This is a genomic window from Stenotrophomonas maltophilia complex sp. Om-AH-Sm3 (assembly GCF_059337855.1).
In genome coordinates this window covers 99972-114610 of the sequence record NZ_JBYBLQ010000009.1, presented here as the reverse complement: position 1 = coordinate 114610, position 14639 = coordinate 99972, and the positions used below count along the sequence as shown (strand labels likewise).

Genomic DNA, 14639 nt, shown 5'->3' with positions numbered 1-14639 from the left:
CCTACTCTACTCCAAGGCGATGTTCGGAAGACGTTGCTAGCGGGCTGGGGATGCCACGTTGAACTGATCACAGCACTCTGCGGCCTCATTGTGTGGAGCCACGGTATGCAAGGGGAGAGGGCCGATACACCGAGAGCGGCTCACTCACCATGCTTTCCGTGCCGATGCCAGCGTAGCGAGGAGGGGGGGGGATGCGGACCATTGATTAACCAAGCTGCGGCCTCGGATCAAGTTCGACAGAGTTCACATATCCGGGGTAACCGGATCGGGTGGGGATGAAAATCGTTCGCATTTGTGCAAAGATCTTGTTGCGGATGATTTATTCGCGACACAGGGACGACGACTATGAAATCGGGTGCTTTCGCAGTTTGTTTTGTTGTTTCGTCGATGATTGCAGGCAGTGCGTGCGCTTCTTCGGTAAGCTCAGTGGGCCAGTTCACGCAATCGGCGACAAGGACGGTCAACCCAAGCCAGATCACAGAGGCCAACCAGGGGGTTCGTTTGTCCCTGCTCGGTGATGGGAAAGGAAACTACCTTTACCAGCCATGGGCTCAGCCGCTGGAGGCGGTGAGGGTGCATCAAGAGGTCTGCCGGAAGTATGGGCGTACGGCGGCGATGGACGTTGCCGTCACGCTCTCGCCAAACACGGATTTCGTTTTTCCGTGCGAATCGCCCACACCCAAGAAAGTGACTCCATCTTTCGATCAGTCCTGCTACGCGAATGCGACGATGTCTGGCCCTAGTGCAGTCATTCAGGGCGTTCAAGACATTTTCGAAGGCGAAGCGCTACTTGAGAAAGACAACCGCCCTGGGAGCACGACCGGTTCCCTTGCGGTCTCTGTGGGTGGGATGTGCGCGACCACCATTCACGGCGAGCTGATTGGACCCGCCGGTGCTAGCAGAAACCTGTTCCTCCCAATTGGCTGCACCATGCCATCCATTGGTCTTTTCAACTCCGCAGCCATCGCTTCGGTGTGTGAGGTGTCAGACGTTTCTAACCACTCATTCACAGTGATTCCCAACTGACGACTCTAGCATCCGACTTGCCGCGCCCTGCCATCAATGCCGTTGGCAGGGCGTTCTAGATACTGATCGGAATAGACGTGCAGACTCTGCCGAAGGGTGAAGCCAAGTTGGCGCGAGGTCGAGGTTGTTTTTGCGAAAGCGGATGAAAGGCAGGACCCTTGGAGTCAGGCGCTTTCGAGTTCACCATGGTTCGCTTGGATGCCGAAGAGGCGGCAGTCGCCGATTTGGGCTGGGCGATATCAAGGCTTTAAACGGAAAAGCAGGTTCACATGGCGCAGGCGCCTGCGGGCCTAGCGAACAGGGCTCGGCAATGCCGAGCCCTGTTCGTTTCCCGCCCCTGGTCGCTGATCAGGCATGCTGCTTCAAGACCCAGGTCACCGCCTTGCCGTCGTACGGCGGCATGCGGTTGCCCTTGGCAATCGGTGCAGTGGTGCTGTAGCCCGAAGGCTGCCACACACCGCTTTCCGGGCAGCTTTCACCAGTCTTTGCGGTCGTGCCAATCGGCTTACGAGTGCTCATTGAGTTCATCTCCCCCAAGTCCCGTCAGAAAATTTCCGACTACAAGGACTTGGCGGAATCGACAATAGCTTGGAGTTGTCGACTTCGTCAACTACAATTTGACGGTCTTGAATAGCTTTGGATCCACCCCCATGACTGATCTCTTCCCCAGCCGCCTCCGCGAATCCCGTGATCGCAGGGGGCTCACACAATCAGAGCTGGGCAAGGAAGCCGGATTGCCGTCAACGACGATTTCCCACTTTGAGAGCGGATCTCGTAAGCCCTCTTTCGACAACCTTCGTCGCCTAACGAAGGTCTTAGGGGTCAGCACTGACTACTTGATGGGCCTCGTTGATTCGACGGAAGATGTGGCGGCGGCAACGCGCATCGCTCGGCATTTGGGACATGCGACCGAAGACGACATCAAGATGCTCGAGGCTGTCGCCAAATCCCTGGCCGACACAAGGAAGAAGGATGGACAGCTATAGACGGCAGCAGATTGAAGCAAAGGCTAAGGCGCTCTTAACGGAGCTGGGCATAAACGAGCTTCCTGTGGATCCCATTGCTGTCGCGAAGGCGCTGGACATCCAGGTTCACGCCAAGGCTGCGGACGCATCGGGTTCGTCGGGGTGGTTGATCCGCCAAGGGAACAACTTTGCGATTGTGTATGCGACGCACGTCGACAACCTTGGATTCCAAAACTTTAGCGTTGCTCATGAGCTCGGGCACTATTGCCTGGATGGGCATCCTGAGCACGTGTTTCGGTTGGGGAATGAACACATTTCGAGGGGCGCTTTCTCTTCGTCCGATCCTGTCGAACGAGAGGCCGACTATTTCGCTGCTTGCCTGCTCATGCCTCGGCATCTCTGCTCATCTCTCGTAGCCAAGGCAAAGGATGGAATGGCGGCGGTGCTCTCGTTAGCTAGCGCTTGCAATACGTCATTGGTCGCGGCTGCAATTCGATACACGGAAATTGGACATGTTGCGTCGGGTGTCGTGCAGTGCCTGAACGGAAGGGTGGAGTTCTGCGCGATTCATCCTTTACAGGCGCACGTCGGCTGGGCTCGTCCCTTGCCAAGGAATTCTAAGCCACCAATGCACAGTGCTACGGCACGCTTGTCGGCGGACCCACTCTCAGTTCGTGGCGCTCAAGAGGATAGTGAAAGCCTGGAGGCTTCGGAATGGTTTTCGGGAGCCAGGTCAGGCATCTACCTCAATGAGGAGGTCATTGGTTTGGGGCGATTTGGGCGGACGCTCACGCTGCTAACCATCGAGGATGGCTGCTACCAAGAGGACGAGGAGGAAACGCAGGAGCGCCATGGGCTCCGTTTTCGCTGATAGTTCCGTTACTCTTTTTCGTCAGTGCTTCTGAGCCATAGGCAGGATAAGGCCTTGTTCGAAGCTTTCATCAGCTAATGATGCGAGGCATCCTCCGAGCACCTCTTTGGAGCCCATCAGACCAAACTCGAAGGCTGCGCCCAACTCATTGAACAAGGGACCCAGCATGTCGAGTTGTTCGTCAGTGATGTCACCGACGAGCGCATCTGAGCCGTTGATGGTGCTAACGTGTATCCAGTATGGCATTTCCAGCTCCGAAGTTTCCGAGCTTTTAGCACCAAGGAAGAGGAAGTCAATGGCTGACTATAGAAAGAAACTCACGCTTATCGACTCTAGTGCATCGAGGGTCATGGTTCTTCAATGCAACAAGTCTGAGAGGAAGTCTTTCGTAAAGCACTATCAGGATGATGGAACTACCGCCTGGGCCAAGGAGACTGTGGTTGGTTGGCACCCTGACAAGACTCCTAAAATTCTTCATATTGCTGTGCAGTCTGAGCAGGTCTACGAGGTTTTCGGTCAGCCAAACATTTCCGGTCTATATGCATTCTATTCGGACACGAAAGGGAAGATCTGGTACTGCCCAATCAGTCAGGAAGAGCGTGCCGTCCTCAAGGCGGCCAAGGAGAAAGGCAAGACCTTCCGTGACGCGCTTGTGGAGTTAAACAAGAGGGTCTTTTAGCTCTCACCCGGCTGGGCTTCCTAACGACGAGCGCGCAGCTGCGAGCGGCCCTGTGGGCGCATGTCCTGTCCTGAGATGATGGGTGGGACCGATCAGTGGGCCTGGCTAGAGCGCATTGGCCGTCCATGGCAAGCGATCTCAGATGTCCCCATGCGCCCGTGTGCGTGCCGACGAAGAGTCTGGGTGCTAATTCGTCTTCGATCTTTGACCAGCGCTTTGGACTACTTGATCAAGAACTCGCTGGGCTCCATCCCCTTCTGGACAAGCGCAGCAAGCCACCTCGGTTGGCGGCCACGGCCGGACCAGGTTTCGCTAGGGTTGGCCGGATTGCGGTATTTAGGAGCCACCTTACTGCCGGCCGTCTTCGCGGGCTTGCGGCCGGTCCGCTTCTTGGAGGTATCGGAAGAGGCCGTTGAAACCGCTCCATAGAGCTCCTCAATCGTGTAACCGTGGTCTTTGACGTATTGGTTGATCTTGGCTCGCATAGCCGCAGCCTTGGGTCGGGTTAGCACCTTGGTTTGCTGCTTTTCTGCCTGAGCGATCAGGGTCTTGAGTTCTTTGGCCGACAAGCCGCTGACATCGATGGTCATCTTTTTTGATCCGAGCGTTGAGGTCTTTAGCGTAATTCCAAATGGAATTCGATGCGAACGCTCCCTGACGAGCCCAGGCCGACCTTCACAACTTGGTTGGGGCCTGGGCAACACCTTCTGGCCTCATGGATAGAACTTGCTCGGATCACCCAATTGTTCCGCGAACTGCTCACGCTGGTAACGTGGCAATTCCACGTTGGGCCGATACAGCTCCAAGGCGCTGATCTGCTTACTCCGGGTCACCTGTGGTTTCTTGTGGAGGTAGTGCTTGCGCAGCACCTGGACCCGATCGCGGGGATCGGTGCTGTGGCCGGTGACCAGCGCAATCTCCCTCTCCGGAACATCGTTCACATCAAGCTCGGTCGCCAGGGTGTGGCGGAAGGCATGGAACCCGATCCCTTTGGCGAACCCAAGGCTCTTCAAGTAGCGGCCGAAATCCACCACGAATTGCTGGCTGTAGCGGGCGTTGGTCTCTCCGGTCTTCCGGTTCACGCCGGCAGAGAGGAGGGGGAACAGCCGCGGGTGGCCAGTGGCCTTCATGTCTTCGACGAACTCGAGGAAGCCGGCGTCCAATAGGGGCTTGGCGATGGGGACGATGCGCATGCACCCGGCTCCCTTCATGCTTTGCCGGCTACGCCGTTGGCGCTTCGGATCCGCGGCGAGGTCTTCATCGATGGTCTTTTGGAAGGCGATGCACCAGATGCCGCGCTCCTGGAGGATGTCGGTCAGCTTCAGCTGGCACACTTCGTTGACGCGAGCGCCCGTATAGAGGCCAATCATCGGTGCCCACCAGTGCTGCGGCTTTCTCGCCCAAGGGATGAAGGTGGCCAGGTCGAAGATGGCCTGCAGGTCTCCGTCCTCGAACAGGCGGATGGCCTTGTCGGGATCGATGGCGTGATCTTCTTTTGGTTTGCGGAAAGCCTTCATGGGCGAGGACGCGATGGCTTGCCCGTTGACCAGGTGGTTGAAGAAGGCGACCAAGAAGCGGCGGTGGCGCTCTTCGGTGGCCGGAGCCAAGGGCGACACGTCCTGCTCCTTCCCCAAAGTGATCGCGTCATTGAAGCTGAGGCGTTTCAGCAAGGGATCCGACAACAGGTTTTTCGGAGCCCAGCGCAGCAGCTGCCACAACGCTTGGATGTGCTTGTAGTCCACGCGGCAAGCCGAAATGTTCCCGCAGGTGAGTAGGAGGAGCTTCAGGGTGCGCTCGGTGGCGAGCACGGTCTTGGGATCCAGCTGCCGGCGGCGCATGTCCGCCAAGTGATCATCGATCTCCTTGGCCAAGGGGCGCGCTGGTGTCCCCATCGGCAGTTGCTGGGGATAGCGGGTGCCGCTTTTTAGGGTGTTCTTGCGGCCGGTCTCGTCCAAGGCAGCCAAGATGCATTCCTGGAGATTGATAGCCGCCTCGCGCCCTTGGATGGTGGCTCTGTCGATGCGGAAGCGACCGATGTGAATGCCTTCCAAATGAAGGGTGCCGAAGGGCGATGCGATGTAGTCGGTGAGTGCTGCGGAGGGTAGAGCGGTCATTGGTTCACTTCCATCTGGGGGATGGAAGTACGGATAAAACAGGCCGCAAATTCGTCAACCGGGTTGATACAAAAATTTGCACGCCGCGAAACCACCCTAGGCGTTGCGTTGCTGACGAGGTTGGCTCAGGGAAATGATTGGATCCGTTATCCGTGCCAAACCCTTTAAAATAAGGGTTTCCCTCTAAATTCTCTTCGATTCATCGCAGTCAATTCCGTACTGTTTGCAGTTAATTGCCTAACAATCGGTGCTTCAAAGCTGTTATGCCATGCTGAACGAATGGTAAATGGCATGCGGACATGTTAGTTTGAATGGGTGGCCTGTCAACAGGTTTGTTCTTGAGGACAGCTTCTTGTTGCCAGTAGACCCTGGCCAAACCTAAGGGCTCGGTTAGGGATGCCTGACCTTTGGTCCCATCATTAGAATCAGTGTGGGCTTCGTCTGTGAGCGAGCTGCCAAGGGGGCACCTTGATTACCGGTCTGTCGATTCATCGATACAAGAGCTTCCATCCTACTGTTGCTCTACCCATCAGTTTTGAGCCTGGAACGCCTCCAAAGCCAGTGTTCCTGTATGGAACTAACGGGGCAGGAAAGAGTGCCATCGGCGAGGTCATTCAGGGGGTGAGCGGCGGCGATGAGAAGTTCTCTCACTGCCAGATGCACACCTCCAACGACGCTGCATATCGAGTGCTTGTCTACAACCAGCGGTTCGTAGACAAGGTGATCCGGACGGCAGAAGGGGTTCCTGGCATCTTTACCATAGGTGCCTTGGACGCTGAAGCCCAGGCTGAGATCGAAGGAAGGAAGGTCGAGGCTGAAGCCCTTGAGTCTCAGCTTGAAGCGGTCAAGAAGAAGATCGAGCAGTCGATTGAGGCCGGCAAGAAAGTCCAGGAAGCAGCCATAACAGGGGCGTGGAAGGCCCACAGTGACTACAATAAGCCCCCGTTTCGCGACCTGTTGAACGGGTGGCACAGCGACCGGAAGAAGTTCTTCGAAGAACTCGACAAGTACGCTGTGGCCGACGATGTCGAGCTCGATGGCTTGGATCGTCTACAAGAGCGCCTGGCCGACGCAACCAGCATCGAAACTGCTCAGGCAAGGGTTTCGGTTGACCTTTCAGGTCTGGCGGTAATCGAGTCGCATTCGATCTGGGCCGAGAGGATTGTGGTCTCTTCCGCTAGTAGGCTGGCCCCTTTGATCGAGAAGTGGGGGAACAGCGACTGGGTCGGGCAGGGGCGCGACATTCCACACGGAGAGGACTGCCCCTTCTGCCAGCAGAAGTTGCCGGAGAATTTCGCGGAGGATCTGGCCAAGCTTCTTGATGGGGACAGGCAAGCCCGCGTCGACCAGGTAAAGTTGCTTGCTGAACGCTATGAAGCGACTGTCGGACAGATAGAGGTGTCTGTGGCCCAGGCCTTTAAGCACCCTTTTGCCCAGAAAGATGCGGCCATGTCTCAGGCCTGGGAACTGTTGCTGGCACGGCTCAAGGCGAACAGTGCTTTGATGAAATCCAAGGTCGACAAGCCAGCAGAGCCTTATGACGTTGCGACAAGCGACATTGAGCCGATGACGGGCGCCATTGGCGCCATCAACAAGCGAATCACCGAATTCAACGCGAGAATCGCTGATCGCGCAGCTGAAAAAGGGCGTGTCCGAACGATGTTTTGGCAGGTGATGCGTCGCGAGCGAGCTCCTGTCTACGAAGCGTATAAAGCGAGCAAGGCCCCATTGGTGGAGGCCCTGACGGCAGAACGTGCCGAGAAGACCGCCATTGAAAAGAGCTTGGGCGACATCACCGAGCGCCTTAAGGAGCTGGGTCAGCTCCAAACAGGTGTGGGGGCAGCAGTCGAAAAGATCAATGCGCGTCTTGCGGGCATGGGTGTCACCTCCTACTCCATCTCAAGTAAAGGAGAGGGGCACCTATATTGCTTGAGCCGTCCTGGGCAGGCAGAGGGCGACATGACTTCGCTCAGTGAGGGCGAGAAGACACTCATCTCGTTCCTCTACTTCCTCGAGCGCCTGAAGGGCTCTGACGAGGCAGGTTCAGGTCCGGTGGACCTAGGTAGAACGATTGCCGTCATCGATGACCCGATTTCCAGTCTGTCGCACAACTTCGTGTTCGACATTGCTTCCATCATCCAAGAAGAACTCATCAAGCCGCCCGAGGGCGTGCCGCGATTGCGTCAGGTGATGGTGCTGACCCACAACCTCTTCTTCCTACATGAAATGCTCCGGCAGACAGTGGGTCCAGAGTTGGCGAACCAGGATAAGCGCTGCCAACTGCTCCGTGTGGTGAAGTCAGAACATACGAAGGTGGTCCCAATGAGGGCGTCGGAGATGATGAACGACTACCAGGCATTGTGGCAGGTTCTTCGAGATGCACGCGATTCCAATACGCCGGCGATCATGGTTCCCAATGCCATGCGATGCATCCTCGAGCACTTTTTCTGGTTCACCCACCAAGAAGGGAAGTTCAAAGAAGCTCTGAAGAAGGTTGCTGCCGCCGATGGGTCCTTTACGCCGTTGGCGCGCTTCCTGGACAGGGGTTCTCACAGGGATGGCATCAACATCACCGTGATGGATTTCAATCACTACGACTTGAACTACTACTTCGATAAGTTCAAGGCCGTCTTTGGTGCTGCGGGCTTCCCAGAACACTACGCTGCCAACATGGGAGCTGATGCGGTCCAAGGGCTTGCACAGGAGGCCTAAGCATATGGAAGACGAGGTCCTAGTGTTTCAAGGCCGTCTTGCACTTAGTGGCAGGACGTTTGATGTAACGTTCCAGGCGGTCCTCGGCCTGGACCTTCGGCTGAAAATTGAGCTTCTGTCGCCTCCACTCGAGTTGGCACTGGATCTTCATTCGGCTATGGGGGAGCCTGGATCGGCTGGCGAAAGCTTGACGCTTGAGGGAAATGGTCATTCGGGAGATGTGTTCTTTTCAGATTCGGTAGACGTGAGTGGGATTCACACCGGTTCAGGTGGCTGCCAAGTATCAATCTCTGCCCGTTCCGCCAAGCTCTCTCGCAAAGCGAAAAGACCTTCAAATTTTCCCGCCACAAGACTATGGTTTCGCGGTTTCAAGTCAATGCCAGTTCGGCCCGTCGAAAGCAGTTTGGGTAAGATCGAGGTGCGTGGAGGTGTAAAAGGCGTAGGTCGGGATGACGCATCTGGATTCGCGGCGATATACGCGGACCAAGCAACCAACCTTGCCGATTGGTCTCAGCGAGCCGACGAAATGTTGACCTTCTTACACCAAGGGTTAGCTTTTGCTAGTGGAAAGCGGCTTCAAACGCCTCTGTTGGAGGTTTACCGTGGAGATCGCTGGGAGTGCACCTACTTTGAAGGGGAGGGCTTCGGTGGAAGTCTCTCGCCAATTCACTTCATGAATCGTGGCCCATTCGTGGAAGCCCTAGTGAAGAGGTTTGAACAGGGGGCGGCCTTCAAGGACGCATTGTGGACCGTGGTGGGCTGGCTTCACGTCGACACGCCTTTTCATGAGGCTCGATTCTTGATGTCGATGACCGCGGTAGAGACGCTCTGTGAGCGTGTAGTCCCTAAAGCAAAAACAACGCTGATGGAGAAGGAGAAATATCGCCCTGTTCGTAAAAGGCTTGTCTCGATCATTGATGAGGCTGGTTTCGATCCAGCAGAGAAAGCCGTTTTGACACAGCGGATTGAATTGGCAAATGGACGGCCTCTTTCCTATAAGCTGTCTTCCCTGCGCGATCATTATCAGCTTCCACCAACCGTATTCACAGACGAAGCGTTCGTGGATCTATGCAGGCTCCGAAATGCTCTTGTCCACAGTGGGGGTGGCAAAGGACAAGATGCTTGGCCCAGAATATTGTTTGTCCGTGAGCTGTTGTCGCAGGTGGTCTTTAGGGAGATTGGTTACACCGGTCCCTACGAAAGATACCTCAACGGCTATGCCAGCATGCCGGGCGCCATAGAGAATTTTGATGATGAGAGCAGTGAGGCTCCCGTCAGTCAGGAAAGCATCTAAAGCAGGGTTGCCTTCGTCAGGCCCCAGCGTTCGAGCCCGTCACATTCATTTGGGTGGCTCTGGTCAATGCTTGGTTGCGCGTCCCTCCATCGCGGCCGAGAGCATCGCGAGTCGCGCGGTGCCGCGCGAACATGCTTGGTTGCATAGATCCTGGTTGCTGCGGTTTTCCACATAACTCAATAGGGCACCAAGAAGTTCCCTATCGTCCAGCGTTTCTGCGCCGGCCATGAACACGAGGTCTGCCAGTCGCAATCGTCGCTTGGCCTCTTCCCGTCGCTGAGTTGCTTTTGCCCTTGCAGCTTGTCGCTGACTCGACAGAAGCTCCCTGGCTTGCAGCTGCGCCAACCGCTCTGTGGCTCTTTGGATTCTAAGATGATAGTGCGTTGGCTCGGTCATTGCATTTCTCCTGGGCGTGTTTACGAGTCAAACAAAGAAATGGCTCGCGTCAAGTTCTTGAGCACTTGTAAATGATCTGCTTCTTCAAGATCGACACGGTCTGAAAATCAGAGCTTGAAAGAAAGGAGCAAGAGCGCACCTAGGCGTCACTGCGTGACGCGTGCGCAAAGGGCTTCGCCCCTTGAACCCCAATCGCTTCCAGCGCTTGCGAAAATCCAAAGCCACGGCATAAACAAAGCCACATCCACTGCTTTGGAGCCGCATGGCCATCTACCACGCCAACGTCAAAACCTTCAGCCGAGCCAAGGGGCACTCGTCCGTCGCGGCAGCCGCCTACCGTGCCGGACTTCTTCTCGAAGATACGCGCACCGGGCAGCGCCACGACTACCGTCGGCGAGACGGCGTGATTGAATCACGCTGCATCATTCCCGCCGACGCACCAGGTTGGGCCCTGGTGCCTGCCTCGCTTTGGACGGAGGCCGAGGCCGCGGAACGCCGCAAGGATTCCACCATCGCACGGGAGTTCGAGTTTGCGCTGCCCCACGAGTTGGACGATGACCAGCGATCGTCTCTTGCCCTCGCAGTGGCGCGGGCATTGGTGGACCGCTACGGCTTTGCTGCACAAGCCAGCATCCACAGTCCTGGCAGCAAAGGAGGCATGAATTGGCATGTCCACATTCTGGCAACCACCCGCCGGCTTGGCCCTGACGGCTTCCAGGACAAAACCCGAGAGCTCGACGGAGGCCCTGCGGGTCGGGCCGAGGTCGAGTGGATACGGGAGTTGGTGGCCGCGACGACGAATGCGCATCTGCAAGCTGCGAATCTGGACGTTCGCGTGGATCACCGCAGTTTGAAGGCCCAGGCCGACGAGGCGCTCGCGCGCGGGGATCTCGTGGCTGCCGCAGTCCTGTCACGCGCCCCCACGCGTCACCTGGGAAAAGACGCGTCAGCCATCGAGCGCCGAGGGGAGTACTCAGAGCTAGGGGAGAGGAACAGGTCCATTCAGGAGGCGAACCAACACGCCTTCGATGAAGTGCTAGCCCGGTTTGAACAGGAAAGCCGGGCCGCGGCGCCTGAGGGGCACAGTGAAGCGCAGGCCCACCGCGAGGCAAAGCGCTCGACAATCGATCAGACGCTTGCCTTCTCCGATGGTCAGATCGTTGTATCGCACGGGTTGGGCAAAGCCATCGGCGAGAGGCGCTCCGACGGCAGCACCGAGGGTGTTCCCAGGGAGGCCCCCTCGGTGGAGGCCATCCGGATTGAGGTGGTCCGCCAAGGCAACACGCTTAGGGATGAATTGGCTGCCCATGCGCTCCATTCCACGCTGAAAACGGTCAGTGCACTGGCGAGCGGAGAAGTCGTTCCCGAAGAGTGCAAGGAGCATCGTTCGACGCTCAACGGGCTGCTGCTGGGCTTGAAGCGATTTGCAGCAGCATTGGTCCGTTTCCCCAAGCGTCTTAAAGCTGTGCGCCGTGCGATCCGATTGCGGCACATGGCTGAACAGGCGTGGGACGACTTTGTGGCGAACCACCCGGAACCCGGGGTGTCTTGGACGGCTCGTGAGTGGGCCAGGCGTCGCGGCCGCCGGTTGGCGGCGCTGGAGCAGCGGTCTGCTGAGTTGGCCGCAGCCCAAGCTGCAGCGACCTCGGAGCAAGAGGTGATCTTGGCCGAAGACCTACGGCTGCGCGCTGAGTGCCTGGAAGCTGCGAGCCTGACGGTCTTGGAGAGTTGCTCTCGGCCCGCCGAGCCAGCACCGGAGGCGTCGCAGGCCTTCCAGGAGACGACGGTCGCGGTGCACGCGCCCCAGCCGGGCCGGCCTCCAAGACGCCCCCGGTTGCACTAAACGCAACGAGCCCCGCCTAGCGGGGCTCCTCTTGCCTCAGGTGGCATCCTTCAGTGAACAGAAGGCCCCGAGTTCCGCGACACTGAAGGTGACGTGCTCTTCTTGGCGCGGCTACGCCGCCATTCGTCCGTCGGGATGAACGTGCGGTCCACCACGGCTTCGCGCGTGCGCGTTTGGGGGACCGGGGTAGGTGGAGTGAACTTGGCACCCCGTGGTTGGTCCTCCTCCCATTGCCGGATCAGTTCAGCAGACACGTCCAACGCGTGCCTCACATCTTCAACACGGTCATCGAGCTGACGAGAGCGGGCTTGGGACATTAGGCCGATGAGCAACTGGCTAGCGATCTGCAACTGTGGGTTGGATAACACGACAAATTCCTTTAAACGGAGGGGTGCTCGTATGAAACCGTGTTGTCGCAGGATGGCAAGGTGCAGACAGGGGCATCTATTCACAAAAGTAAATTTTAGTCTCCAAGAAAATCATAGGCGTATAAGCGAGATATCACTACCTGCGCTACCAGCACGAATTGGTCCCTGCCAAGCATCATGCTGGCAGAAGCCTTACGCCACATTGTCGTAAATGTGTGACGGGCGTCTGCGACTCCAGCTAAGAACCCCGACAGTATCGGGCCGCACAGAGTGTGGCTTATGGTGGGTCACCACTTCATCAGGGACGATCTATGCCTTCTCCCCTCACGAACGAAGAGCGCGAGCTGATTTGCAGCGCACGGCAGATCTTGGTTTCGGCCGCCCAGGGCGCGGAAGGCTGGGAAACCCTAGAACAAATGGTTGCCGAGATCGCAGAGGTTATGGACCGCCTGCGCGCAAACAATTGGGCAGTTGCGAAGCTTCAGCATCCCGATCTGCAACTCCCCAAGCCGCTCGAGACAAAGGATAGGGCTCGGCCCAGTCTGGCCGCGACCCGGCGCGATGTTCAATCGCTTTCCCGCTCCGCTGCAGAGCTGGAACGTCTTCTGGCAGACGAGTCCTTGTTACGCAAAGCCCTTCAACCCAATCCAGTGGAGGTGACAGCCCAGGCGACAAAAAGGGCACTGGAAGCGGCTTCTAGAGACGCGCTCCAGGCCAGCGCCAATCTGATGTTCTATTCGAGCAGAAGCAAAACTGCGATCAACCTTCACAAGAACGGCTTCGAATTCCGGTCTGGAAGCGCGGTGCTCAAAGCAGTGACCGGATAGCGTTCTTTTCCGATCCATCGAACAAGGAACTGTCGATGAAGAAGCTAGCATTGGTGTTGATGTCTCTGTGTGGTTCGCTTGGTGCGACGAGTATTGCGGCTCAAGCTGCTGCTCCACCTTCATCTCCCAGTGGCGCCGTTGCTGAGGCGCAGGCGTTAGCGAACAAAGAGCCCGCCGTGGCTCGGATCCTGCAGAAGTATGGTGCGACGACCCTGGATGAGGTGGATTGGTCAAAGGGCTACGTAGTAAACAGAGAGACGGGCACGGTTCGCGAGGTCACCGCAGCCGATACCTTGCAGGCGCCAACCGTCAATCTTTACTCGAGCGGCGCCAGTATTATTGGCTGGGCGGAGACCAAGACCCTTTGTGCGTCGGGGGAACTCAATGCTCGCGTTTATGGCCATTTGGCATCCAATGTATCCCGGGATCCTATCGCTCTGAATCGAGAAGGCGTCCTCATTGGCTCAGGGTTGGGTTACGCAGTGGCACGCGTGGAATTCTCAGTCCTGAAGATTCCCGGCGCCCGAAATCCGTTAAACCGGTCTTCCATGGAGACGACCCACGTTAGTCAATGCAATGCCACCGAGGTAGTCACACGGTTGGTGACGACTTGGCCGCCGCAGCGCGTTGAAATCGTGGCGGACACGACTGGCTCGATGGGTCCTCAGATTGGTGGTCTGAAGGCGGGTCTTTCTGCCTTTATCAGCACTTCAGAGGAGCGGCCGAACGGCAAGCCGACGGCATACGAACTCATTGGGTTCAAGGACAGTTCGGAAGTTCTCCAAGAGTCCACCTTCGACAGGAGCATCGCACTGGCCGCAGTGAATGGCCTCACCGCGGTCGGGGGGGATGACTGCCCGGAAGACTCCGTCGGCGCATTGCAGTTGGCGCTCAATCGCATCCAGGCGTATGAAGACGACGACGCCCAGATCATTTTGGCCACTGATGCATCTCCACACGAAAGCAGTGTGGGTGGAGTGGACGCCCTGATTGCCGCAGCGACGGCGAGAGGCGTGAAGGTCAATGTCTTGTTGTCGGGCGATTGCGTAGGGGCGGCATCGGGGCCAGCGGCGCAGCAGGTCACGCCGCAAAATACGCCATCCGCTCGAACCGTGTTCTCCAAGATTGCCAGTGAAACGGGAGGGATGTATTTCTACATGCCGGGCGCGACGGCCCAAGAGTATGCAGATGCGTTTGTGGATATCTTTGAGACGGTAACAGATGAGGCAGAGGAGCTTGCGCCTGGCGTGCCGATCACTGGGATATCTGGCCAATCGAACGATTGGCGGACCTTTAAGGTCAAGGTGCCTGAGGGCGCCCATCTGTTGAGGGTGTTCACCTCGGGTGGTCAAGGCGACGTCAGTCTCTACGCTCGTTTCGGCACTAGCCCAACCAGTGAGCTGAACGACGCTGCTTCCGTTCGTGCAGGAAACACCGAACTGGTCAACGTCTCCCAGCCGCAATCCGGCTATTGGTATATCCGCGTGCAGGGTGTGGTTGAGTTTAGTGGTGTCTCTATCGAGGCAGCCCTTAACTAGGCCTTG

At 57.3% G+C, this 14639-nt stretch carries 14 protein-coding genes; 9 read left to right on the top strand and 5 right to left on the bottom strand.

Annotated features, from left to right (window positions below; all coding sequences use genetic code 11):
- The first annotated feature begins 345 nt into the window (after positions 1-345).
- On the top strand, positions 346-1026 hold the full coding sequence (locus tag AC10QF_RS12795) for a hypothetical protein (protein ID WP_494542329.1): 681 nt from the start codon (positions 346-348) through the stop codon (positions 1024-1026).
- Between the two features lie 348 nt (positions 1027-1374).
- Here the strand turns inward: AC10QF_RS12795 and AC10QF_RS12790 are convergent, their stop codons facing one another.
- Positions 1375-1545, bottom strand: coding sequence for a hypothetical protein (locus AC10QF_RS12790; RefSeq protein WP_312309206.1), 171 nt, complete (start codon positions 1543-1545; stop codon positions 1375-1377).
- A 131-nt stretch (positions 1546-1676) separates the two neighbouring features.
- Here AC10QF_RS12790 and AC10QF_RS12785 point away from each other — a divergent pair, with 131 nt between their 5' ends.
- The gene (locus AC10QF_RS12785; RefSeq protein WP_414608913.1) at positions 1677-2012 is read left to right on the top strand and encodes a helix-turn-helix domain-containing protein; all 336 of its coding nucleotides are present in this window, start codon (positions 1677-1679) and stop codon (positions 2010-2012) included.
- Entirely contained in the window at positions 1999-2862 is an 864-nt protein-coding gene (locus tag AC10QF_RS12780; protein ID WP_428702689.1) for an ImmA/IrrE family metallo-endopeptidase, read from the top strand. The genes AC10QF_RS12785 and AC10QF_RS12780 overlap by 14 nt, the downstream gene beginning before the upstream one ends.
- A 21-nt stretch (positions 2863-2883) precedes the next feature.
- Here the strand turns inward: AC10QF_RS12780 and AC10QF_RS12775 are convergent, their stop codons facing one another.
- On the bottom strand, positions 2884-3108 hold the full coding sequence (locus AC10QF_RS12775; RefSeq protein WP_414608915.1) for a hypothetical protein: 225 nt from the start codon (positions 3106-3108) through the stop codon (positions 2884-2886).
- Positions 3109-3157: 49 nt separating this feature from the next.
- Between AC10QF_RS12775 and AC10QF_RS12770 the strand changes: the two genes are divergently transcribed.
- Positions 3158-3541, top strand: coding sequence for a hypothetical protein (locus AC10QF_RS12770; protein WP_428702688.1), 384 nt, complete (start codon positions 3158-3160; stop codon positions 3539-3541).
- Between the two features lie 221 nt (positions 3542-3762).
- On the opposite strand, the gene AC10QF_RS12765 is transcribed toward AC10QF_RS12770, so the two are convergent.
- Positions 3763-4131, bottom strand: coding sequence for an H-NS histone family protein (locus AC10QF_RS12765; RefSeq protein ID WP_494542328.1), 369 nt, complete (start codon positions 4129-4131; stop codon positions 3763-3765).
- 123 nt (positions 4132-4254) lie between these two features.
- A complete protein-coding gene (locus tag AC10QF_RS12760; RefSeq protein ID WP_494542327.1) occupies positions 4255-5655 on the bottom strand; it encodes a site-specific integrase in 1401 nt (466 codons plus the stop codon).
- Between the two features lie 468 nt (positions 5656-6123).
- On the opposite strand from AC10QF_RS12760, the gene AC10QF_RS12755 reads away from it, so the two are divergent.
- Together AC10QF_RS12755 and AC10QF_RS12750 are read left to right on the top strand one after the other, a co-directional pair.
- On the top strand, positions 6124-8367 hold the full coding sequence (locus AC10QF_RS12755; RefSeq protein ID WP_099842935.1) for an AAA family ATPase: 2244 nt from the start codon (positions 6124-6126) through the stop codon (positions 8365-8367).
- 4 nt (positions 8368-8371) lie between these two features.
- A complete protein-coding gene (locus AC10QF_RS12750; RefSeq protein ID WP_494542326.1) occupies positions 8372-9661 on the top strand; it encodes a hypothetical protein in 1290 nt (429 codons plus the stop codon).
- A 63-nt stretch (positions 9662-9724) separates the two neighbouring features.
- Here AC10QF_RS12750 and traD read toward each other — a convergent pair whose 3' ends face one another.
- Positions 9725-10057, bottom strand: coding sequence for a conjugal transfer protein TraD (gene traD, locus AC10QF_RS12745; protein WP_099560358.1), 333 nt, complete (start codon positions 10055-10057; stop codon positions 9725-9727).
- Positions 10058-10319: 262 nt separating this feature from the next.
- On the opposite strand from traD, the gene AC10QF_RS12740 reads away from it, so the two are divergent.
- The 3 genes from AC10QF_RS12740 (at position 10320) to AC10QF_RS12730 (ending at position 14633) form a co-directional block, all read left to right on the top strand.
- The gene (locus AC10QF_RS12740) at positions 10320-11900 is read left to right on the top strand and encodes a MobA/MobL family protein (RefSeq protein WP_494542325.1); all 1581 of its coding nucleotides are present in this window, start codon (positions 10320-10322) and stop codon (positions 11898-11900) included.
- A gap of 679 nt (positions 11901-12579) precedes the next feature.
- Positions 12580-13095 carry a hypothetical protein gene (locus AC10QF_RS12735; RefSeq protein ID WP_494542324.1) on the top strand — a complete coding sequence of 172 codons (516 nt, stop codon included), beginning with the start codon at positions 12580-12582 and terminating at the stop codon, positions 13093-13095.
- 35 nt (positions 13096-13130) lie between these two features.
- Positions 13131-14633, top strand: a complete 1503-nt coding sequence (locus AC10QF_RS12730; protein ID WP_494542323.1) for a pre-peptidase C-terminal domain-containing protein — start codon at positions 13131-13133, stop codon at positions 14631-14633.
- The last annotated feature ends 6 nt before the right edge of the window (positions 14634-14639 follow it).